Here is a 20816-nt window from a genome sequence, read left to right as displayed (position 1 = left end):
TTCACATAGTCAGCGTGGCCGGGGCAGTCGACATGGGCGTAGTGACGCGCGTCGGTCTCATACTCAACGTGGGCGGTCGAGATCGTGATACCACGTGCTTTCTCTTCCGGCGCGCCGTCAATCTGATCATACGCCTTGAAGTCACCAAAATACTTGGTAATCGCAGCCGTCAGTGTCGTCTTGCCGTGGTCAACGTGGCCAATCGTGCCGATGTTGACGTGCGGTTTGGAGCGTTCAAACTTTTCCTTAGCCATGATGGCCTCCTATTAATCTGAGCGCCGGGCAAGGACATCCCCTGCCCGGCTTGTTCGATTAGGCGAATTTCGCCTGAATTTCGTCCGAGATGTTTTGCGGAACCGGATCGTAATGCGAAAACTGCATCGTGAACTGCGCGCGGCCCGAAGACATGGAACGCAGTGTGTTGATGTAGCCAAACATGTTTGCCAGCGGAACGTTGGCGTCAATTGCAATCGCGTTTCCGCGTGGCTCTTGACCCGACACCTGACCACGACGCGAAGTCAGATCGCCGATGATGCCACCGGTGTATTCCTCGGGCGTGATAACTTCCACCTTCATAATCGGCTCAAGCAGCTTGGCGCCAGCCAAACGCATACCTTCGCGCATACACATACGGCCTGCGATTTCAAACGCCAGAACCGACGAGTCAACATCGTGGAATTTACCGTCGATCAGGGCAACCTTGAAGTCGATCACGGGGAAGCCAGCCAACGGGCCGCTGTCCATAACCGAATTGATGCCTTTTTCAACACCGGGGATGTATTCCTTCGGAACAGCACCACCAACGATGCGGCTTTCGAACGAATAACCTTCGCCAGCTTCGGTCGGCGAGATGATCATCTTCACCTCGGCGTACTGACCCGAACCACCCGACTGTTTCTTGTGGGTGTAGGTATGCTCGACCTCTTTCGAAATCGTCTCGCGATACGCAACCTGCGGGGCGCCGATGTTGGCTTCCACTTTGAATTCGCGCTTCAGACGGTCCACCAGAATGTCCAGATGAAGTTCGCCCATACCCTTCATGATGGTCTGACCGCTTTCGATGTCAGTTTCCACACGGAAGGACGGGTCTTCTGCTGCCAAACGGGCCAGACCTTGCGACATTTTCTCTTGGTCAGCCTTGGTTTTGGGCTCAACCGCGATTTCGATCACTGGATCCGGGAAGGTCATGGTTTCCAGAACCACCGGGTCATTAACGGCGCAAAGCGTGTCACCTGTGGTGGTGTCTTTCAGACCTGCCAGCGCAATGATGTCGCCCGCAAACGCTTCCGTGATCTCTTCACGTTCGTTCGAGTGCATCATCATCATCCGGCCAACGCGCTCTTTCTTACCTTTGGTCGAGTTCAAAAGCGTGTCGCCTTTGTTCAGGACGCCCGAGTAGATGCGGGTAAAGGTCAGCGAGCCAACGAAGGGGTCGTTCATGATTTTGAACGCCAGGCCCGAGAACGCCATATCATCGTCCGCACGACGCGGAATGTTACGGGTTTCGGTTTCGTCGCCGGGTTTGAAGCCCATATAGTCGACAACGTCCTTTGGGCTGGGCAGATAGTCGATCACAGCGTTCAGCAACGGTTGAACACCTTTGTTCTTGAAGGCCGAACCACCAAGAACCGGAACGAAGTGCAGGGCCAGTGTCCCCTTGCGCAGCAGTTTGCGCAGGGTCGGGACATCCGGCTCGTTGCCTTCAAGGTATTCCATCATCGCGTCGTCATCTTCTTCGACGGCCGCTTCGATCATCTTGCCACGCCATTCGTCGGCCATGTCTTTCAGGCTGTCGCGGATCGGAGCTTTGATCCAAGATGCGCCAAGGTCTTCGCCCTGCCACAGCCATTCTTCCATGGTGACAAGGTCAACAAGACCTTCCAGCTCGTTCTCGGCCCCGATCGGAATACCAACGGGAACGGCACGTGCGCCGGTACGGTCTTCAATCATACGAACACAGTTGAAGAAGTCAGCGCCGATCTTGTCCATCTTGTTGACGAACACCATGCGCGGAACCTTGTAGCGGTCAGCCTGACGCCAAACGGTTTCGGTTTGCGGTTCGACACCAGCGTTGGCGTCAAGAACACAAACGGCACCATCGAGAACCGCCAGCGAACGCTCGACCTCAATGGTGAAGTCAACGTGGCCGGGGGTGTCGATGATGTTCAGACGGTGCTTTGGCGTGTCAGCAGTTTCGCCATCTTCGGTGCGTTCCCAGAAAGTGGTGGTGGCAGCCGAAGTGATGGTGATACCGCGTTCCTGCTCCTGCTCCATCCAGTCCATGGTGGCTGCACCATCGTGCACTTCACCAAGGTTGTGGGATTTACCGGTGTAGAACAGGATGCGTTCCGAGCAGGTGGTTTTACCCGCGTCGATATGCGCCATAATGCCGAAGTTGCGATAACGGTCGAGAGGATAGTCGCGTGCCATGGGTGTCTTCCTTCCTTGGCTTTACCAGCGATAATGGCTGAACGCTTTGTTGGCGTCGGCCATTTTGTGGGTGTCTTCGCGTTTCTTAACGGCAGTCCCGCGCGAGTTCACGGCATCCAGAAGCTCACCAGCAAGGCGTTCTTCCATCGTGTTTTCATTGCGGTTACGGGCGGCGGTGATCAGCCAGCGGATCGCCAAAGCTTCACGGCGCTCAGGGCGAACTTCGACCGGAACCTGATAGGTGGCACCACCAACACGACGCGAACGAACTTCGACTGACGGTTTGATGTTGTCCAGCGCTTCGTGGAACACTTCCACGGGCGCACGCTTGATCTTGTCTTCTACGCGATCCAGCGCGTTATAGACGATTTTTTCTGCAACCGACTTCTTACCGTCGATCATCAGGTTGTTCATGAACTTGCTCAGCACACGATCGCCAAATTTGGCGTCGGGCAGGATTTCGCGCTTTTCAGCGGCGTGACGACGAGACATTCCCGGATCTCCTTACTTCGGACGCTTGGCGCCGTATTTCGAACGACGTTGCTTACGGTCTTTGACGCCCTGGGTATCCAGAACACCGCGAACGATGTGATAACGCACACCCGGAAGGTCTTTTACACGACCGCCGCGGATCAGAACCACCGAGTGTTCTTGCAGGTTGTGGCTTTCACCACCGATATAGCTGATAACCTCGTAACCATTGGTCAGGCGCACTTTGGCAACTTTACGCATGGCCGAGTTCGGCTTTTTCGGTGTGGTTGTATAAACGCGCGTACAAACGCCACGTTTTTGCGGACAAGACTCCAGGTGCATCGACTTGGAGCGCTTTACTTTTGGCTGGCGCGGCTTGCGGATCAGCTGTTGGATCGTTGGCATAGGGCAGTTTTCCCGTTTCTCAACACATGTGTTTGCACGAGTGTCCCCGTGCGGTTTGCATTTCTTCGCCGAGCACGTCTGCAAAGCGAAAATCCGCGATCGCTTCCATTCCGAGGCAAGCGACGCGGTTGGTTCACAGAGGATCAGTGCCTAAAAGGAGCGCTGACCTTGATCCCTCAATTCTGATAATGCCGGGCAAGACCCAGCTGGATGGTGGGCGTATATGAGGAGTCGTGCCCCCTGTCAACCGCCAGCCCCGACTTTGCGTTGAAGGCCCATGGTTGCGGTGTCACAGAAGAGCTTTGGTTCTTGCCTGACGCGACACTTGTCGTTCGCGGAACAGGGTAAACAGGCCAGTTGCAACGACGATCCCTGCACCAACAAGGGTCACGCCATCAGGCCATTCGCCGAAAATGACAAGCCCGATGATCAAGGCCCAGATCAGGCCTGTGTACCTGAATGGCGCGATAAAACCAATATCGCCCACGCGCATCACCATCACTGAAAACAGATATCCCATGAAAATAAACAGGGCGGACAGCACCAGAAGCCCCCCACTTCTTGGCGTGACGGGTGCCCAGTCCACACCAAGCGATGCAATGCCAAAAGACACCGTAATCGCAACAGACGCCACAAGGGCCACGGTCATTGACGGTGTCGTAGATGACATCTTTCGGACAACAAGATCACGCAACGTGATGAACCCAACCGCGAGCAGCGCGTAGACCGACCAAAGTGTAAACCCATCGCCTCCGGGTTTGACGATCAAAACGACGCCAACAAAACCGATCAGGATGGCAAACAGGCGACGCCACCCCAAAGGCTCACCCAAAAATGACCAGGCTGCCAATGCAATGGTCAAAGGTAAGGCCTGCAAGACGGCGGTAACGTTGGCGATCGGCATATTGAACAAGGCGCTCAGAAAACAATAGGTCGCTCCCATTTCGGCGAAAGACCGCAGAAGCATCAGCTTCCATTCGCGCCGGCCAAGTCGAAAGGTCAGCGACCGCAGCGACACTCCCAGCCCGTATAGCATCAAACAGGTCAGAACACCGCGCAGAAACACTGCTTGTGACAGCGGGACGTCACCTGACAGTGCCTTCATGCAGGCATCATTAAAGGTGTAGCCAGCCATGGAACCAGCCATCATCGCCGCACCTTTCATGTTGTCTGAAACTGACATCAGGCTTCCGTCTAAGGGTAACGAAGTGAGATTGTGGCCGTTCAAACAGGCCAGTTGCACGGCCCGAAGCCTAATCAAAGAAATATTGATCTGGCAAATAAAAAGCCCCGCCGGATGGCGGGGCTTTCCTGATTACTTGAAATTGGGATCAGGGCTGCTCCGAGCCGCTGACTTCAGGTGTTTCAACCAATCCATTGTCATCTTCGGACACATCGCCGAAAACATCATCCGCAGGTGCGGCCAGGGCAGCAGCTTTTTCGGCTTCCGCACGGGCTTCTTCGATCACCTTCATGTCGCGGGCTTGTGCAACCTGACGCACGCGCTGCGTGGCTCCGCCGGTCCCGGCAGGGATCAGGCGACCCACAATGACGTTCTCTTTCAGGCCAACCAGCTTGTCGCGCTTACCTTGGACAGATGCCTCGGTCAGAACGCGGGTGGTTTCCTGGAACGATGCCGCCGAAATGAACGAACGTGTCTGCAGGCTTGCCTTGGTGATCCCCAGCAGGATCGGCTCGCCCGATGCCAGACGACGGCCTTCTGCTGCGGCCTTTTCGTTGGCTGCATCAAATTCGGCCTTGTCCACATGCTCGCCTTTCAGAAGCGTGGTTTCGCCCGAGTCCAAGATCTCCCACTTCTGCAGCATCTGGCGAACGATCACCTCGATGTGCTTGTCGTTAATCTTAACACCTTGCAGGCGATACACGTCCTGAACTTCGTCGATCATATAGTCAGCCAGCGCTTCAACACCCATGATGGACAGGATGTCATGCGGCGCAGGGTTGCCGTCCATGAGATATTCGCCCTTCTGGATGAAGTCACCTTCCGCAACCGGAATGTGCTTGCCCTTGGGCACCATGTATTCGACGGGCTCCATGCTTTCATCAGCCGGCTCGATCGAGATGCGACGCTTGTTCTTGTAGTCGCGGCCGAAGCGCACGTAACCATCGATTTCCGCGATGATCGCGTGATCTTTCGGACGACGTGCTTCGAACAATTCGGCCACACGCGGCAAACCACCGGTGATGTCCTTGGTTTTGGCGCCTTCACGCGGGATACGCGCGACAACGTCACCGGCTTTTACCGTCTGGCCATCTTCGATGGACAGAATGGCATCCACAGACATGGTATAGGTTACGGGGTTACCGGCATCGTTGCGTACCGGTTCGCCATCTTCACCAACCATGATCACTTCCGGCTTCAGTTCGTTGCCTTTCGGAGCCGAACGCCAGTCAGACACGATCTTCTGCGTCATACCGGTTGCATCATCGGTTTCGTCACGGACCGAAATCCCGCTGATCAGGTCGACGAACTTCACCGTCCCATCCTTTTCAGCAATCATCGGAAGCGTATACGGATCCCATTCAAACAGCTTGTCGCCACGGGCCACTTTCGCGCCATCCTTAACGTGCAGCTTCGAGCCATAGCCCAGCTTGAACGTGGCACGCTCCACACCATTGCCGTCGATGATAGCCAGAACCATGTTCCGCCCCATAACAACAATCTCACCGTCGCGGTCTTCCAGAATATTCGCGTTGCGATATTCGATCTTACCGTCCTGGCTGGCTTCCTGGAACGATTGCTGACCACCCTGGGCAACACCGCCGATGTGGAAAGTCCGCATCGTCAGCTGCGTGCCGGGTTCACCGATGGACTGCGCCGCGATGATACCGACCGCTTCGCCCGTGTTCACACGAGTACCGCGTGCAAGGTCACGACCATAGCAGTTGGCGCAAACGCCTTCTTCAGCTTCACAAGTCAGCGGGCTGCGCATCCGAACCGTGGCAACGCCCGAGGATTCGATCTCGTCCGCTTTGCGTTCGTCGATCAGTTCATTCTTGGCAACGATCACTTCTTCTGTGCCCGGAACCAGTACATCCTCTGCAGCCACACGCCCCAGAACACGTTCGCCCAACGAGGCAACAACTTCACCATCGTTGACAGCCGCTTCTGCAGTGATCGAGTTCTCGGTCCCGCAATCGACCATACGGACGATGCAGTCCTGCGCCACGTCAACCAGACGACGAGTCAGATATCCCGAGTTCGCGGTTTTCAATGCCGTATCCGACAGACCCTTACGGGCACCGTGGGTCGAGTTGAAATACTCAAGCACGGTCAGACCTTCTTTAAAGTTCGAGATGATCGGCGTTTCGATAATCTCTCCCGAAGGTTTGGCCATCAGACCGCGCATACCACCCAGCTGTTTCATCTGAGTGACAGAACCACGCGCACCCGAGTGGGCCATCATGTAGACCGAGTTCGGTTCCGCTTCGGCGCCGTTTTCGTCACGCTTGGCAGACGAGATAGTGTCCATCATTGCGTCGGTGACTTTGTCGTTACACTTCGACCAAGCATCGACAACTTTGTTGTACTTCTCGCCCAGAGTGATCAAGCCGTCCATATATTGCTGCTCGAACCCTTTCACCTGATCGCGGGTTTCATCCACGATGGGCCATTTGCTGTCCGGGATAACCATGTCGTCCTTGCCGAACGAGATGCCAGCCTTGAACGCTTCTTTGAAGCCCATCGACATGATCTGGTCACAGAAGATAACCGACTCTTTCTGACCGCAGTAGCGATAGACGGTGTCGATAACCTGCTGCACTTCTTTCTTCCGCAGAAGGCGGTTCACCAGTTTGAACGGTGCTTTCGCATTCAGCGGCAGAAGCGCACCCAGACGGATACGGCCGGGGGTGGTTTCGAAGCGAACAGTCACTTCGTTGCCTTCCTCGTCGATCTGTTTCATGCGGGCCTGAACCTTGGCGTGCATATGCACTTCACCAGCGTCCAGAGCGTGCTGAACTTCGTCTACGTCGGAGAAGATCATGCCTTCGCCCTTCATGCCTTCGCGCTCCATCGTGATATAATAGAGGCCAAGGATCATGTCCTGCGACGGAACGATGATCGGCGCACCGTTAGCGGGCGACAGAACGTTGTTCGTCGACATCATCAGAACGCGGGCTTCAAGCTGAGCTTCCAGCGACAGCGGCACGTGAACGGCCATCTGGTCACCATCAAAGTCAGCGTTGAATGCCGAACAGACCAGCGGGTGAAGCTGAATGGCTTTACCTTCGATCAGGATCGGTTCGAATGCCTGGATGCCAAGACGGTGCAACGTGGGCGCACGGTTCAGCATCACGGGGTGTTCGCGGATCACTTCGTCCAGAATATCCCACACCTCGGGACGTTCTTTTTCGACCAACTTCTTGGCTTGCTTCACAGTGGAAGACAGGCCTTTGGCTTCAAGACGCGAATAGATGAACGGCTTGAACAGCTCCAGCGCCATCTTCTTTGGCAGACCACATTGGTGCAGCTTCAGTTCCGGACCGGTCACAATGACCGAACGGCCCGAGAAGTCGACGCGTTTCCCCAAAAGGTTCTGGCGGAAGCGACCTTGCTTACCCTTCAGCATGTCGGACAGCGATTTCAGCGGGCGCTTGTTGGCGCCGGTGATCACACGTCCACGACGGCCGTTGTCAAACAGTGCATCAACCGATTCCTGCAACATCCGCTTTTCGTTGCGGACGATGATGTCAGGTGCGCGCAGTTCGATCAGACGCTTCAGACGGTTGTTCCGGTTGATCACACGGCGATACAGATCGTTCAGATCTGAGGTCGCGAAACGGCCACCGTCCAGCGGCACCAGCGGGCGCAGTTCTGGCGGGATAACCGGGATCACGGTCAGGATCATCCATTCCGGGCGGTTGCCCGATTCTATGAACGATTCAACGATTTTCAAACGCTTGATGATCTTCTTGGGCTTCAACTCGCCCGTGGCTTCGGCCAGATCAGCACGCAGCTGTTCGGCTTCGGCTTCCAGATCGATCGCGGCCAGCATTTCGCGGATCGCTTCAGCACCAATATTGGCAGTGAACGCGTCCATACCATAGGTGTCCTGGGCGTCCATGAACTCTTCTTCGGTCATCAGCTGACCGTATTGAAGGTCCGTCAGGCCGGGCTCGATCACCACGTAGTTCTCGAAATACAGGATGCGTTCCAGATCGCGCAGGGTCATGTCCAGCATCAGGCCGATACGCGACGGCAGCGACTTCAAGAACCAGATATGCGCGACGGGCGCTGCCAGTTCGATGTGACCCATACGTTCGCGGCGCACCTTTTGAAGGGTAACTTCCACACCGCATTTCTCGCAGACAACGCCGCGATACTTCATGCGCTTATACTTGCCGCACAGGCATTCATAATCTTTGACAGGGCCAAAGATACGCGCACAGAACAGGCCGTCGCGTTCAGGTTTGAACGTGCGGTAGTTGATGGTCTCGGGCTTCTTGATCTCGCCATAGGACCAGCTAAGGATCCGTTCCGGGCTGGCCAGCGACACTTTGATCTCGTCAAAGGTCTTGGGGGCCGCCAGCGGGTTGAACGGGTTTGTTGTCAGTTCCTGGTTCATTTTGCGTTTCCTTTAATCAGGGGAAGGGTGGGAGGGGTAAAGCTAAGCGCCCTACTCCTCGCCCTCCGCATCCAGGAGTTCCATGTTAAGGCCGAGGCCGCGGACTTCTTTGACAAGCACGTTGAAGCTTTCCGGCACGCCAGCTTCGAAGTTGTCCTCGCCTTTGACGATGCTTTCATAGACTTTCGTCCGGCCAGCAACGTCGTCCGATTTGACCGTAAGCATTTCTTGCAGCGTGTAAGCCGCGCCATATGCTTCCAAAGCCCAGACTTCCATCTCACCGAAGCGCTGGCCACCGAACTGCGCCTTACCTCCCAGCGGCTGCTGCGTAACAAGCGAGTACGGACCGGTCGAACGCGCGTGGATTTTGTCGTCCACAAGGTGGTGCAGTTTGAGCAGGTATTTCACACCCACCGTCACTTCGCGCGAGAACTGTTCGCCGGTGCGACCGTCAAACAGAACCGATTGGCCTGAGGTGTCGAACCCTGCACGCGTCAGCGCATCGTTCACGTCAGCCTCTTTCGCGCCGTCAAAGACGGGCGTTGCAATCGGCACACCACGGGTCACATTGCCTGCGGCATCGACCAAGGTATCTTCGTCCATACCGGCAATGCCTTCTTCATAGACATCATCGCCATAAGCGATGCGCATCGCCTCGCGAACCGGGGTCAGATCGCCGGAGCGACGATATTCACCCAAGGCTTCGTCGATGTTAAGACCCAGACCGCGAGCGGCCCAACCCATATGAGTTTCAAGGATCTGACCAACGTTCATACGCGACGGCACACCCAGCGGGTTCAGGCAGAAGTCGACGGGCGTTCCGTCAGCAAGGAACGGCATATCTTCCATCGGTACAACCTTGGAAATAACACCTTTGTTCCCGTGACGACCGGCCATCTTGTCACCCGGTTGAAGCTTACGCTTCACGGCAACGAAGACTTTGACCATCTTCATAACACCCGGCGGCAGGTCGTCACCACGACGTACCTTTTCGACCTTATCTTCAAAACGAGCGTCCAGCGCGCGTTTCTGCGCTTCGAATTGCTCGTTCAGGGCTTCGACGATCTTGGCATCATCCTCGTCTTCCAGCGCAAGCTGCCACCACTGGCCGCGGCTCAGGCTTTCCAGAAGCTCGTCGTTGATCTTCGATCCCGATTTGACGCCTTTCGGCCCCTTCACGGCAACCTTGCCTTCGATCATGCTGCGCAGGCGCGCATAGATGTTGCGCTCCAGAATGTGCAACTCGTCGTCGCGGTCACGGGCAAGGCTTTCGACCTCTTCGCGCTCGATCTGCAGGGCACGTTCGTCTTTTTCAACGCCATGGCGGTTGAACACGCGCACTTCGACAACGGTGCCGAAATCGCCCGGCTTCACACGCAGCGAGGTATCGCGAACGTCCGATGCTTTCTCACCAAAGATGGCGCGCAGAAGCTTTTCTTCCGGCGTCATCGGGCTTTCACCCTTCGGTGTGATCTTACCGACCAGAATATCGCCCGGTTCCACATCCGCACCAATGTAAACGATGCCAGCCTCGTCGAGGTTGCGCAGCGCTTCTTCACCGACGTTCGGAATGTCGCGGGTGATCTCTTCCGGCCCAAGCTTGGTGTCACGGGCAGCGACTTCGAATTCTTCGATATGGACCGAGGTAAACACGTCATCACGCGCGATGCGTTCCGAGATCAGGATCGAGTCTTCGTAGTTGTAGCCATTCCAAGGCATAAACGCGACGACCACGTTCTTGCCCAAAGCCAATTCGCCCATATCCGTGGACGGACCATCGGCAATCACTTCGTCTTTCGAAACCTGCTGACCCACCTTCACCAGCGGTCGCTGGTTGATGCAGGTGTTCTGGTTCGAACGCTGGAACTTGCGCAGACGATAGATATCGACGCCCGCGTCACCCAGACCTAGGTCTTCGGTGGCGCGCACAACGATACGTGTTGCATCAACCTGGTCGATGACACCGCCACGTTTCGCTTGGATGGCAGCACCTGAATCGATGGCAACTTTGCCTTCGATGCCGGTGCCGACATACGGTGCCTCGGCCCGCAGAAGCGGAACGGCCTGACGCTGCATGTTCGAACCCATCAGGGCGCGGTTGGCGTCGTCGTTTTCCAGGAACGGAATAAGCGAGGCCGCAACCGATACCAGCTGCTTGGGCGACACGTCGATCAGGTCTACGCTTTCACGCTGCGCCATCGTGTATTCGCCCGACTGACGGGTGTTCACCAGATCGTTTTCGAACCGGCCTTCTTCGTCCAGATGCGCGTTGGCCTGAGCCACTGTGTGACGCATCTCTTCTGTGGCGGACATATAGTTCACTTCGTCCGTAACTTTGCCGTCCACAACCTTGCGATACGGAGTTTCGATGAAGCCATATTTGTTCACGCGGGCGAAGGTTGCCAGCGAGTTGATCAGACCAATATTTGGCCCTTCCGGCGTTTCAATCGGACACATCCGACCATAGTGGGTCGGGTGCACGTCGCGCACTTCGAACCCGGCACGTTCGCGGGTCAGACCACCCGGCCCAAGCGCCGACAGGCGGCGTTTGTGGGTGACTTCCGACAGCGGGTTGGTTTGGTCCATGAATTGCGACAGCTGCGACGAGCCGAAGAATTCACGAACGGCAGCCGCAGCCGGTTTTGCGTTGATCAGATCTTGCGGCATGACTGTGTCAATCTCGACCGACGACATACGCTCCTTGATCGCGCGCTCCATGCGCAGCAGACCCACGCGATACTGATTTTCCATCAGTTCGCCGACCGAGCGCACACGACGGTTGCCCAAATGGTCGATATCGTCGATGTCGCCCTTGCCGTCACGCAGCTCAACCAGCGCCTTGACGCAGGCGACGATATCCTCGCGACGCAGAGTGCGCTGTGTATCCTCGGCATCCAGATCCAGACGCATGTTCATCTTCACACGACCAACAGCCGACAGGTCATAGCGTTCGCTGTCAAAGAACAGCGTGTCGAACAGTGCCGACGCGGCTTCAACGGTGGGTGGTTCACCCGGACGCATCACACGGTAGATGTCCATAAGCGCGGTGTCGCGACCCATGTTTTTGTCTGCCGCCATCGTGTTGCGGATATATGGGCCAACGTTGACGTTATCGATATCCAGAACCGGGATATCGGTGATGCCAGCATCCATCAGTTCTTTCAACGAACCACCGATCAGCTCGCCATCCTTGTCATGCTCCAACGTCAGTTCGTCGCCAGCTTCGACATAGATCGCACCGGTGTCTTCGTTGATAATGTCTTTCGCGACATAACGACCAACGATCGAGTCAAACGGCACCAACAGGTCGATGTCCTTGCCATCTTCCATCAGCTTCTTGACGGCACGCGGAGTGATCTTCTTGCCAGCTTCGGCAATCACTTCGCCAGTCTTGGCATTGATCAGATCTTGCGTCGGACGGGTGCCAGCAACACGCTCGGGGAAGAACTTGGTAACCCAACCCTTGTTCTTCTTCAGTTTGTACTGAACGGTGTCGTAATAGGCATCCATGATCGCTTCCTGATCCAGACCCAGTGCATAAAGCAAGGTCGTCACAGGCAGCTTGCGGCGGCGGTCGATGCGCGCAAAGACGATGTCCTTGGCGTCAAATTCGAAATCCAGCCACGAGCCGCGATATGGAATGATACGGCAGGCAAACAGAAGCTTACCTGACGAGTGTGTTTTACCCTTGTCGTGGTCGAAGAACACACCTGGGGAACGGTGCATCTGGGACACGATCACACGCTCGGTGCCGTTCACGACAAACGTGCCGTTCGGCGTCATCAGGGGCATGTCGCCCATGAACACGTCTTGCTCCTTGATGTCCTTGACCGACTTGGCGCCTGTGTCCTCGTCGATATCAAACACGATCAGACGAAGTGTCACCTTCAAGGGTGCCGAATATGTCAGATCACGCTGCTGGCATTCTTCAACATCAAACTTCGGCTGCTCAAGCTCGTATTTAACGAACTCTAGAATAGCGGTTTCGTTGAAATCCTTGATCGGGAACACCGACTGGAAAACTGCGTTAATGCCTTCGCCGTCCATCGGTTGTGGCTGATCGCCGGAATTCAGAAAAAGGTCGTAAGAGCTTTTCTGAACCTCAATCAGGTTCGGCATTTCAAGCACTTCACGGATTTTGCCATAGTACTTACGCAAGCGTTTCTGGCCAAGATAGGTCTGCGCCATAAGGTAATTACCTTTCATTTCTCAACTGATGCGCCGACCGTCGGGTCACCGGCGACGCCTCGTCCGAGATTGGGGGTTCGAACCAATTCCCGAAAACCCGCCCAAGGGTTTCCTCCCGATCCATTGAACCTTTCCCAGAAGAACGCCCGGTCATTCAGGCCCTCTTCAAGACAGGTTCGGCTGGACCCGGATTTCTCCGGGCCCAGCCATGTTTTGCGGGTCTTCAGGCGACCCGAAAGCGCAAGGCTTAGGCCAGCTCGACTTCGGCGCCAGCTGCTTCCAGCTTGCCTTTGATGTCTTCTGCTTCGGCTTTGTCCACGCCTTCTTTGATCTTGCCGCCAGCTTCGACCAGCTCTTTGGCTTCTTTCAGGCCAAGACCGGTGATGCCGCGAACTTCTTTGATGACGTTGATTTTCGAGGCGCCGGCGTTCTTCAGAACGACGTCGAACTCGGTTTTTTCCTCGGCAGCTGCGCCAGCGTCGCCAGCAGGGCCAGCCATCATCACTGCGCCGCCAGCTGCGGGCTCGATGCCATACTCGTCTTTGAGGATGGTTTTCAGTTCTTGTGCTTCGAGAAGGGTCAGACCCACGATCTCTTCAGCAAGTTTTTTCAGATCAGCCATTTGACTTCTTTCCGTTATTAGATGTGTTCCAACGTGAGGCGATATTTCGCTACACGGGGCTCAGATTGCTTAAGCAGCCTTGTCCTCGATTGTGGACAAGATGGATGCGATGTTCGAAGCAGGCGCGCCAATGGCCCCAGCGATGTTCGAAGCAGGTGCGCCAATGCAGCCAACGATCGAAGCAATAAGCTCGTCACGCGACGGCATAGCGGCAACAGCTTTGACACCGGCCGTATCCAGCGCCGTCTCACCCATGGCACCGCCAAGAATAACGAGCTTCTCGTTGGTCTTGGCGTAGCCTTCCATGACCTTGGCCGCAGCCACAGGATCTTCGGAATAGGCAAGAACGGTCATGCCCGAAAGAAGGTCGGCGATCGAAGCGGCCGGCTTGTCTTCCAGAGCGATTTTGGCGAGCTTGTTCTTGGCAACACGCACAGACCCGCCAGCTTCGCGCATTTGCGAACGCAGGTCCTGCATCTCGGCAACCGTGAGACCCGCGTAGTGGGCAACCACTACAACGCCAGAGCTTTCAAAGATCTGGCCGAGTTCCTCGACCACTTTCTCTTTCTGGGCTCTATCCACAGTTTTACTCCAAGTATGGAGGGTCAGACCCTCCGGCTCTTATTTCACCAGATTTTCAGAGAAAACCCGGCAATCGGGTCCGTGATACGGGTCCTTCGCAAAATCGCCCCAAGGCCAAGCGGCCACGAGAATTCTTTTGTTCATTTCCCATCTCAGGCAGGAATTATGACCCTTGCGCGCAGTCGCTTTTCAGCTTGGCCCACCAGCGTCACCCACCGTCTCGGACGAAATGCAAAACAGCGCACGACGAATCGCACGCTGATCTGCAGGGGTTACTTAGGACGTCTAGGGGGGATTTCCAACCCCTAATCGGGAAAGAATATCGGGGCAGACAATGCTGCGCGTACTGTCGGGCAGCATCGAGTATATCCGAGCTAATCGAACCGTAAAACGACTAACGTTCACTTCTGATCAGAAAATTGCAAGACGATCTCAAGTAGCATTTCCGCCGGTATCGCAGTTGGCACGACATCGAAAACGGCCATACGTCCAACCAAACTGGTTGGCTTCAGATACTTCTCGACAACATAGTAGTGTTCGCGACCGACGTAGTCATCCCAAAGAACTCGCATAGGTTTCCGGCATTTGAACAAACACGCAAGAAAACAGCCAACGCGAAATCTACCGTCAATCAGCACTACGTCGGGTTCCGCGAAGGTTGGTAGGTCCCAAACTTCTAACGCATATTTAGGGTACTCAGCCCAAGCGGCGTCGGTTTTCGGGCGCCCCCAAGAACCCGTCGGCCCAATATCCACCCAATGAACAGAGACGCGCTTTTCAGCCCCGCGTTGATAGATGGCTTTGCGCAGCTTTGCTGACCAGTTCCAATCGCTTTCAACCGTCACCGTCTGACAATCCGGTACAGCGGCCGCAACAAATGTCGATCCACCCGAACCGTATTCTAAAATGGAGGATGCTTTCGCATATTCTTCGCACAACAACGCTGCTTCTGCCTCAGGCAGTGTCAATTCGAATTCCGATGCTTCAAAGAACTTCTCAGCAAAGCTGCTACTCCGAAAGTCGTCAAGCCTGCTCGATACGACCCGGTTTGCATTTTCGACCGCTTCGGACACCCCCTGCATCGCCATCAGCTTTGCGATCTCTGCCGTGGTATCAGCTTCCCAAAAAAGAACTGAAGCGTCGCTTGTCTCGTTATGGTTCATCGAAGCGTAGTTCGGCGCGGTATGCCGATCATTTACGCCATCATCGCGTTTTGGAGCCCAGCCACGACCGCGCAACTGTTTTAGCCAGAACATTTCAGGCGTGCGCGTGACATAGTGGTTGATCTGCGCCAACCCAAATCCGACTTCTTCCGACTGAACTTTGGCGTCATGACCAATATCCTGACCAGCCAGCCAGCGGCGATGCTTGGCATACCCGTTTGACAAGGTTTTACCCTTACCGTTCAGGAAGTCTGAAAGTTGCAATCCTGCCTGTGGATCAATCTTGGGACGATGCACACCTTTACTCTGAAACCCAACCACACCAGCACCTACCTTGAACAGAGTCTTCACCGAACAGTTGTCGATGTTCCTGCGCTTCGAGCACAATGTAAAATCTTGTGATATCAGCCGACCGGGGAACGGTATCTGTCCGGAATCTCCGAAAAGACGCCAGTTGATCAGAATTCCTTTTTTATCTCCCAGTGCTTCAACGAGCGACACAACATCCTGATTGCCCGTGCGGACATTCAGAAACTCATCGGCATCCAGCCAAAGAACCCAATCACCATCAGCAATCAACCCCGCCTCGGATGCTCGTGTGGCCGCCTGCAATTGTGGGGATGTACCAACAGGCACCTCATGCCGAAGATGCTCAAGAACTCCATGACTAGACAATGCAGCGAGTATTTCATCAGTGCCGTCATCGCAATCATTCGAACAGATGATTATCCGGTCAAATCCGATCACCCGATGATAGGCGATCCATTCCAGAATGAAGGGAGCTTCGTTTTTAACCGCCGAAAAAAGCACTTTTCTACTACTTGGCACTTACAAACCTTTCAAAAGCCATAGGTGCGGCCACGTTATCGGCGCGGGTCTGGTATGTCATCCTAAAGACAGGTCCTGCACACAGTCATTCATGCAAAAAAGGCGGATCGTACGATCCGCCTTTCTGCAGTTCTTTGAGGACCTGTCTTAGTTGCCCGTTGCGCTGTCCACCGAGATGGTGACGCCCGGACCCATGGTCGAGCTCAGCGCGATTTTCTTCATATAGGTGCCTTTGGCGCCGGTTGGCTTGGCTTTCTGAACGGCGTCGACGAAGGCGCGCACGTTCTCAACCAGTTTGGCTTCGTCAAACGATGCCTTACCCAGACCAGCGTGAACCACGCCACCTTTTTCAGCTTTAAACTGAACTTCGCCACCTTTGGCTGCTTCCACGGCTGCTTTCACGTCCATGGTCACAGTGCCAACCTTGGGGTTCGGCATCAGGTTGCGAGGGCCAAGGACTTTGCCCAGACGGCCAACGATCGGCATCATGTCCGGCGTCGCGATGCAACGATCAAACTCAATGGTGCCGCCCTGTACGGTTTCCATCAGGTCTTCTGCGCCAACGATGTCAGCACCGGCTGCCTGAGCTTCTTCCGCCTTCGGGCCACGTGCGAATACGGCGACGCGCATGGTTTTACCGGTGCCGTTCGGCAGACCGATTACACCGCGGACCATTTGGTCTGCGTGACGTGTATCAACACCCAGCGACATGGCGATTTCGATGGTTTCGTCGAATTTCGCTTTTGCGTTGCCCTTGACCAGTGCAACAGCTTCTTCGACCGAAACGTTATCTTTGCCGGCGAATGCTTCGCGTGCGGCTTTGGTGCGTTTTCCCAGTTTCGCCATCTTACTTCACCTCGATGCCCATAGACCGGGCAGAGCCCAGAACGATCAACATCGCAGCTTCGATGTCATTCGCGTTCAGATCTTTCATTTTCGCTTCGGCGATTTCTTTCACCTGAGCGGCAGTCACCGTGCCCACGGTTTCGTGGCCGGGCTTGTTGGCACCCGACTTCAGACCAGCCGCTTTGATCAGATAGTAAGACGCAGGTGGCGTCTTGATATCCATGGTAAAGGACTTGTCCTGATAGTAGGTGATCACGGTCGGGCACGGCGCACCGGGCTCCATTTCCTGCGTCTTGGCGTTAAACGCTTTGCAGAATTCCATGATGTTGATGCCGCGTTGACCCAAGGCTGGGCCGACGGGCGGGCTGGGGTTGGCTTGACCTGCAGGAACCTGCAGCTTCATTGTGCCAGCGAGTTTTTTAGCCATTTGGCTTCTCCTTTAACAACAGCTCGGGGACGCGTCCCGTTGCCTTCCATTGTCGTGGTCTGGATTGGGGATCGCGATCCCTGCCCCTCCCACGCCCGCCCGGTGGGGCGGTTTACGCGTCAGGCCTGTTTGGTGACCTGCGTGTATTCAAGTTCGACCGGGGTGGCCCGGCCAAAGATCGACACCGTCACCTTCAGGCGCTGGTTGTCGTCATCTACGTCCTCGACCATGCCGTCGAAGCCTTCAAATGGTCCGTCTGTCACCGCGACCTTCTCGCCCACTTCGAAGTGGATCAGGGTGCGCGGCGCATCAACACCTTCTTCAACGCGGTTCAGGATCGCGTTCACTTCGGCATCGCGCATCGGCATCGGACGACCTTGCGGACCCAGGAACCCGGTGACGCGGTTGATCGATGTGATCAGGTGATAACCTTCGTCCGACATCTCCATATGCACCAGCACATATCCGGGCATGAAGCGTCGCTCGGCAGTCACTTTCTTGCCGCGACGAACCTCGATCACCTCTTCGGTGGGGACCAGAACCTCGTCGATTTCATCGCCCAGGCCTTTTTCTTCAACCGAGGTCTTGATCTGCTCGGCAATCTTCTTTTCGAAGTTCGAGAGCACGCTCACCGAATACCACCGTTTCGCCATATCAGCCTCTGCCTTCTTGCGCCCAATGGGCCATTCAAATTCCGTTCTCGGGAACAAAAAAGCGGCGTGTAACTCGAATCGCCACACGCCCGTCCCGAAGTGTCGCCCGAACTACCCCTGAAACGTGCTCATTTCAAGGGGTCAGGCGAAAACTCAACCAAACAGGCCAAGCACAGCGGCCAGACCGCTGCGAATACCCAGATCAATAAGCGAGAAAAACAGCGCCGTCAGCGCGGCCAGCACAAAGACCATACCTGTGGTCAGAAGCACTTCGCGGCGGGTCGGCCATGTCACCTTCGACACTTCGGCACGCACCTGCTGGATGAATTGCAGCGGATTGGTCATCTTGTTTCTCAACCTTTTATGAGTCAGGCGGTCAATTACGCAATGCGCGCGGGGTTTTCAAGCCTCGTCAGCCCTGCGCCTCGACAATAAAGCCGAAATGACGTGGTCAAGGTCAACGAAGCGGTTGAAGTGGCAGGGGCACCAGGGTTCGAACCCGGGACCTACGGTTTTGGAGACCGTCGCTCTACCAACTGAGCTATACCCCTAGGACCGAGGGTCGGATTACGGCAAGGCGGAAATGTTTTCAAGCGCTTTCAGCGACAATCTGCGAAGAAAGCAACCCGAGCTTAAATCTTCGGCTGTTTACCTGCCGGATGATGCGGTAACACGGAAACAAGATGATACGGGATACCAGTGAGTTCAAGGACGCGCCGTGGCGTGCCATCGACCGGGTCGAGATGGAGCAAGCCCTGAGCGTGCCCACCATGTTGGCAAAGCGGGAACAAAAACTCTATTATTGGCTTACATCACATTGGACTCAGGATATTGGGGCCGTTGTCGATCTTGGGTGCTTCGTGGGCGGTTCGACCGCACGACTTGCCGATGGGCACATGGACGCCGGGAAAACTCACTGGGTCCACGCGTATGACCGCTTCAAGGCGGATGAACGCACCAAAGCCTCAGAGCTCTATCGCAAGGGCATCGCGCCGTTCAAAGGGACTGACATCTATTGGCTGGCCCGCGACCTTCTGGAACCGTGGGAGGAACGCGTCACCCTGCATCGCGGCGAAATCCTGTCAAAAACTTGGGATGGATCACCAATTGAACTGCTGGTCATGGACGCTGCAAAATCGACCGAGACCACCGACGGCATCGCTGAACGGTTCTTTCCGCATCTGATACCGGGGCAATCTTTGGTGGTGCAGCAAGATTACTTCCACTGGCGCCTTCCGTGGATCCCGGTGCAGATGCACCTGATGAAAGATTGGTTCAGGCCGGTTGCCTTCTGCCCCGACGACACCGTGATCTTCCAAAACATTCGCCAAATTGATGACGAGGCGTTGAGGTCTGGAAAGGTCAGCGGGTTAAACGACGACGCGCTCATAGACTGTCTGACCGAGGTTCAGCCACTGGCCCGAAGTTGGCGTAAGAAACAGCGCATTTACCATATGAAGCGGGCCATCAAGGCCAATCCGGGGGTTCGGGTCGGGCACGAAATGAAACCCTTGGAGGAATGAACGCGGTGAAGCGAAGAGCGCCTGTCCAACATAGTTGCAGCGCTATGCCTTTTGAGAGATCTGATTCAATTTGAGCTTCCCAGATTTGTATCTGCCGCGCACTAGAAACCCTTGCTTTTGAATTTCGGGAAATTCATCCACCCAGTCGCGATACCGATCATTCGATACGACTATGGCTCCGATATTTGTGGCAGCCGCAAGGATAATTGGGTCAGCGGGGCGCCCTTTTTCAACAACCACCACCGCATCTTCAGGAAGCAACAACCGGGCCGCCATATCGGCATCGTCCAAATACCGTCCTTCCAACAGATGCCCTGCATTTGCATCGAACATGACACCCGGCGTGAAGCCGAGCAGTTTTAGTTTGCTGATGACGTCATGCAATGGATCAAAACTGGGTTCGCCATCTTTCCAATGCATGACATTTGAACCATCAATAACAACACGTTTCTCAGGCCGCCGTTTCGCAGGTTTGCTTCGAGGTTTTGGTTTTTTCGCTTTCTGTACTGGGTCGAGTTTATGGAAAAACCGAACCAACAAAAACAAACTTGCTAAAGCGCAAGGTACGGTGATCAAAATTATGTCTGACCATGCCGGCTGCAGTAATGCAAGAATTGTGAGTATCGTGGACACTACTACTATGAGAACTAGAAATGGCACCTGAACAAATCCTGTTGCAAAGACTGAGCAGGGTTACACTATAGATTGAAAGCTGGTTGGCAATTGGCCTGTTAAAAAAAAGGGCGCCCGCTGGGCGCCCTTTCCGTTCGATTAAGCTCTTGGCAGATTTGGCGTGACCGCCAAATCGCCTGTCGCTGTCAGAACGCTGGGCGTTCTTACTCGATGATCTTCGACACGTGTTTGATTGTGCGTCTCGGGATCATCTCTCGGCGTGACACAAAAAGGGCGTCCCTCTGGACGCCCTTTCCGGTCAAGCATCGGAGTTTCGGTTACTCGATGATCTTCGACACAACGCCCGAACCAACGGTGCGGCCGCCTTCGCGGATGGCGAAGCGCAGCTTCTCTTCCATCGCGATCGGAGCGATCAGTTCAACATTGAACTTCAGGTTGTCGCCCGGCATCACCATCT

Annotated in this window: 16 protein-coding genes, 1 tRNA gene and 1 pseudogene; 1 reads left to right on the top strand and 17 read right to left on the bottom strand. The window is 55.3% G+C overall.

The window, feature by feature from the left end:
- From MWU51_RS16980 to MWU51_RS16905, 15 genes are all read right to left on the bottom strand, one after another.
- A partial coding sequence (locus MWU51_RS16980) for a GTP-binding protein (RefSeq protein WP_247038613.1) occupies window positions 1-254 on the bottom strand: 254 nt, incomplete at its 3' end.
- A 58-nt stretch (window positions 255-312) separates the two neighbouring features.
- Entirely contained in the window at window positions 313-2430 is a 2118-nt protein-coding gene (gene fusA / locus MWU51_RS16975; protein ID WP_247039741.1) for an elongation factor G, read from the bottom strand.
- Between the two features lie 21 nt (window positions 2431-2451).
- On the bottom strand, window positions 2452-2922 hold the full coding sequence (gene rpsG / locus MWU51_RS16970) for a 30S ribosomal protein S7 (RefSeq protein WP_191287646.1): 471 nt from the start codon (window positions 2920-2922) through the stop codon (window positions 2452-2454).
- A 12-nt stretch (window positions 2923-2934) separates the two neighbouring features.
- Window positions 2935-3306 (bottom strand): 30S ribosomal protein S12, encoded by a 372-nt coding sequence (gene rpsL, locus MWU51_RS16965; protein ID WP_191287647.1) that lies wholly within the window; start codon window positions 3304-3306, stop codon window positions 2935-2937.
- Window positions 3307-3595: 289 nt separating this feature from the next.
- Entirely contained in the window at window positions 3596-4489 is an 894-nt protein-coding gene (locus MWU51_RS16960; RefSeq protein ID WP_247039739.1) for a DMT family transporter, read from the bottom strand.
- Between the two features lie 148 nt (window positions 4490-4637).
- Window positions 4638-8894, bottom strand: a complete 4257-nt coding sequence (gene rpoC / locus MWU51_RS16955) for a DNA-directed RNA polymerase subunit beta' (RefSeq protein ID WP_247039737.1) — start codon at window positions 8892-8894, stop codon at window positions 4638-4640.
- 51 nt (window positions 8895-8945) lie between these two features.
- A complete protein-coding gene (gene rpoB, locus MWU51_RS16950) occupies window positions 8946-13082 on the bottom strand; it encodes a DNA-directed RNA polymerase subunit beta (protein ID WP_247039735.1) in 4137 nt (1378 codons plus the stop codon).
- A 247-nt stretch (window positions 13083-13329) separates the two neighbouring features.
- The gene (gene rplL / locus MWU51_RS16945) at window positions 13330-13704 is read right to left on the bottom strand and encodes a 50S ribosomal protein L7/L12 (protein ID WP_247039732.1); all 375 of its coding nucleotides are present in this window, start codon (window positions 13702-13704) and stop codon (window positions 13330-13332) included.
- 69 nt (window positions 13705-13773) lie between these two features.
- Complete coding sequence (gene rplJ, locus MWU51_RS16940; protein ID WP_247039731.1) at window positions 13774-14286, bottom strand: 50S ribosomal protein L10; 513 nt, start codon at window positions 14284-14286, stop codon at window positions 13774-13776.
- Between the two features lie 401 nt (window positions 14287-14687).
- A complete protein-coding gene (locus MWU51_RS17165) occupies window positions 14688-16277 on the bottom strand; it encodes a glycosyltransferase family 2 protein (RefSeq protein ID WP_348646757.1) in 1590 nt (529 codons plus the stop codon).
- A 147-nt stretch (window positions 16278-16424) separates the two neighbouring features.
- Window positions 16425-17123: a 50S ribosomal protein L1 gene (gene rplA, locus MWU51_RS16925; RefSeq protein WP_247039729.1), complete on the bottom strand. Its 699-nt coding sequence runs from the start codon at window positions 17121-17123 to the stop codon at window positions 16425-16427.
- Window position 17124: 1 nt separating this feature from the next.
- Entirely contained in the window at window positions 17125-17550 is a 426-nt protein-coding gene (gene rplK / locus MWU51_RS16920; RefSeq protein WP_247039720.1) for a 50S ribosomal protein L11, read from the bottom strand.
- 119 nt (window positions 17551-17669) lie between these two features.
- Window positions 17670-18203: a transcription termination/antitermination protein NusG gene (gene nusG, locus MWU51_RS16915; protein WP_247039718.1), complete on the bottom strand. Its 534-nt coding sequence runs from the start codon at window positions 18201-18203 to the stop codon at window positions 17670-17672.
- Between the two features lie 153 nt (window positions 18204-18356).
- Complete coding sequence (gene secE / locus MWU51_RS16910; RefSeq protein WP_247039709.1) at window positions 18357-18548, bottom strand: preprotein translocase subunit SecE; 192 nt, start codon at window positions 18546-18548, stop codon at window positions 18357-18359.
- Window positions 18549-18678: 130 nt separating this feature from the next.
- A tRNA-Trp gene (locus tag MWU51_RS16905) sits at window positions 18679-18754 on the bottom strand.
- 132 nt (window positions 18755-18886) lie between these two features.
- Between MWU51_RS16905 and MWU51_RS16900 the strand changes: the two genes are divergently transcribed.
- Entirely contained in the window at window positions 18887-19726 is an 840-nt protein-coding gene (locus tag MWU51_RS16900) for a class I SAM-dependent methyltransferase (RefSeq protein WP_247039707.1), read from the top strand.
- Window positions 19727-19768: 42 nt separating this feature from the next.
- Here the strand turns inward: MWU51_RS16900 and MWU51_RS16895 are convergent, their stop codons facing one another.
- Both MWU51_RS16895 and tuf read right to left on the bottom strand, forming a co-directional pair.
- Window positions 19769-20302: a hypothetical protein gene (locus MWU51_RS16895; RefSeq protein WP_247039705.1), complete on the bottom strand. Its 534-nt coding sequence runs from the start codon at window positions 20300-20302 to the stop codon at window positions 19769-19771.
- A gap of 374 nt (window positions 20303-20676) precedes the next feature.
- Window positions 20677-20816: pseudogene (gene tuf / locus MWU51_RS16890) on the bottom strand (elongation factor Tu); the annotation flags it as partial.

It is taken from the genome of Aliiroseovarius sp. F47248L, from assembly GCF_023016085.1.
Taxonomy (GTDB): domain Bacteria; phylum Pseudomonadota; class Alphaproteobacteria; order Rhodobacterales; family Rhodobacteraceae; genus Aliiroseovarius.
The sequence above is the reverse complement of the archived record's forward strand: the minus strand, read 5'-3'. Positions and strand labels throughout refer to the sequence as shown.

Coding starts and splice junctions, on each gene's coding strand:
- fusA (WP_247039741.1), bottom strand. CDS start 2,430: ATGGCACGCGACTATCCTCTCGACCGTTATCGCAACTTCGGCATTATG.
- rpsG (WP_191287646.1), bottom strand. CDS start 2,922: ATGTCTCGTCGTCACGCCGCTGAAAAGCGCGAAATCCTGCCCGACGCC.
- rpsL (WP_191287647.1), bottom strand. CDS start 3,306: ATGCCAACGATCCAACAGCTGATCCGCAAGCCGCGCCAGCCAAAAGTA.
- MWU51_RS16960 (WP_247039739.1), bottom strand. CDS start 4,489: ATGTCAGTTTCAGACAACATGAAAGGTGCGGCGATGATGGCTGGTTCC.
- rpoC (WP_247039737.1), bottom strand. CDS start 8,894: ATGAACCAGGAACTGACAACAAACCCGTTCAACCCGCTGGCGGCCCCC.
- rpoB (WP_247039735.1), bottom strand. CDS start 13,082: ATGGCGCAGACCTATCTTGGCCAGAAACGCTTGCGTAAGTACTATGGC.
- rplL (WP_247039732.1), bottom strand. CDS start 13,704: ATGGCTGATCTGAAAAAACTTGCTGAAGAGATCGTGGGTCTGACCCTT.
- rplA (WP_247039729.1), bottom strand. CDS start 17,123: ATGGCGAAACTGGGAAAACGCACCAAAGCCGCACGCGAAGCATTCGCC.
- rplK (WP_247039720.1), bottom strand. CDS start 17,550: ATGGCTAAAAAACTCGCTGGCACAATGAAGCTGCAGGTTCCTGCAGGT.
- nusG (WP_247039718.1), bottom strand. CDS start 18,203: ATGGCGAAACGGTGGTATTCGGTGAGCGTGCTCTCGAACTTCGAAAAG.
- secE (WP_247039709.1), bottom strand. CDS start 18,548: ATGACCAATCCGCTGCAATTCATCCAGCAGGTGCGTGCCGAAGTGTCG.
- MWU51_RS16900 (WP_247039707.1), top strand. CDS start 18,887: ATGATACGGGATACCAGTGAGTTCAAGGACGCGCCGTGGCGTGCCATC.